Origin of the sequence: Mesorhizobium sp. M7A.F.Ca.CA.002.09.1.1 (assembly GCF_003998555.1) — a bacterium.
Taxonomy (GTDB): Bacteria; Pseudomonadota; Alphaproteobacteria; order Rhizobiales; family Rhizobiaceae; genus Mesorhizobium; species Mesorhizobium ciceri.
In genome coordinates this window covers 1-1,334 of the sequence record NZ_RZRR01001202.1, presented here as the reverse complement: position 1 = coordinate 1,334, position 1,334 = coordinate 1, and the positions used below count along the sequence as shown (strand labels likewise).

Annotated in this window: 2 protein-coding genes; both read right to left on the bottom strand. The window is 60.7% G+C overall.

Features of this window, described 5'->3' with window-relative positions; translation table 11 throughout:
- Positions 1-424: transporter substrate-binding domain-containing protein (locus EN994_RS31785; RefSeq protein WP_127308169.1), on the bottom strand; the 424-nt coding region annotated here is incomplete at its 3' end.
- A gap of 93 nt (positions 425-517) precedes the next feature.
- On the bottom strand, positions 518-1,334 hold an 817-nt coding region (locus EN994_RS31780), incomplete at its 5' end, for a 2OG-Fe(II) oxygenase family protein (protein WP_164746430.1).

The window sequence follows — 1,334 nt, the reverse complement described above, 5'->3', positions numbered from 1 at the left end:
GGGTGTCGCCGCTGAAACTCGCCTTCTTGTCCGGCGACGTCGAAACAGCCAGGCCGGCCTTCAGGAGCATGACGAAATCGACCTGCTTGAGCCGCTCCGGCGTGGCGGAGAAAGTCTCCCAAGCGACCTTGAAACGGCCGGCCGCCAGGCCCGGTATCATCGAGGGGAAAGGTGTGCGCGCCACGTCCAGCTTGGCGCCGACCAGCTTGGCCACCTCACCGGCCAGTTCTATGATAATCCCGGTCTGTTTGCCGTCGGCGTCGAGATACTCGAAAGGCGCATAGTCCAGCGTGTTGGCGACGGTCAGCATGCCGGTCTGCTGAACCTCGGCCGATTTCGTCACCTTGGCGGCGCCTGAAGGTCCGCTCCAGACTATGGCAAGTGCGGCCAGCGCCAAACCTGCCATCTGTAAATGTGCTCTCATTTTCGTTCCCCTTTTTTGATTACAACGTTTCCTGCAGTCTGCTCTCCAATCAGGGCCTCGCGTCCTCATCGCCGCAGCCAAGCATTGATCCGTCTATGTACCGGCTGCTTCCGCAGCCTTTTTCTTGCGGTAATGGTAGTTCTTGTCGATGCGCTCCATCAGATAGTCGCCGTAGAGCACCGGCTCATATTTCGGCTGGCTACCGGCCGGCACGCAGACCGGCAGCGCCTCGATCGTTTCATCCATGGACGGGTCGAAGAAGAAGGGCTGGGAATAGCGCTCGCGCCCCGACCGGTTGATGACGCGATGCGGCGTCGAGACGAACTGGTCGTTCGACCAGCGCGCCAGGATGTCGCCGACATTCATCACGAAGGAGTCCGGGACCGGAGGCGCGGGAACCCATTCGCCCGCCTTGTTCTTGACTTCCAGGCCGCCGACATTGTCCTGCGCCAGCAGTGTAATGAAGCCGTAATCGGTGTGAGGGGCCGAACCGAATAGCCCCTCCTCATGCGGCTGCGTCGGGTAGTGCAGCAACCGCAGGAAGGTTGTCGGCTGATCGAAATAACGGTCGAGACTGTCGGTCGGAAGTCCAAGCGAAAGAGCGATGGCGCCGACCATTTTGCGGGCCAGTGTGCTCATCTCATCGACATAGCGTTCAATCGTTGGCCTGAAGCCAGCAAGCGTTGCCTCGTCCGGCCACTGGTTGGGACCCTGCAGCGGCTTGTCGGCCAATGTCCTGGGGTCGTCGGCCTCGACCTCGTGCATGAAGAAGATCGATTCGCTCTGGTTCGGCTTGCTTACTGTCGCCACCGACGACGTCACGATCGTCGAGCCGGCAAAGGGCAGGTAGCCGCGGAAATTCCTGTCGATCTTCAGCGCCAGTTTCTGCTCCTCGGGCAGAGCGAAGAAG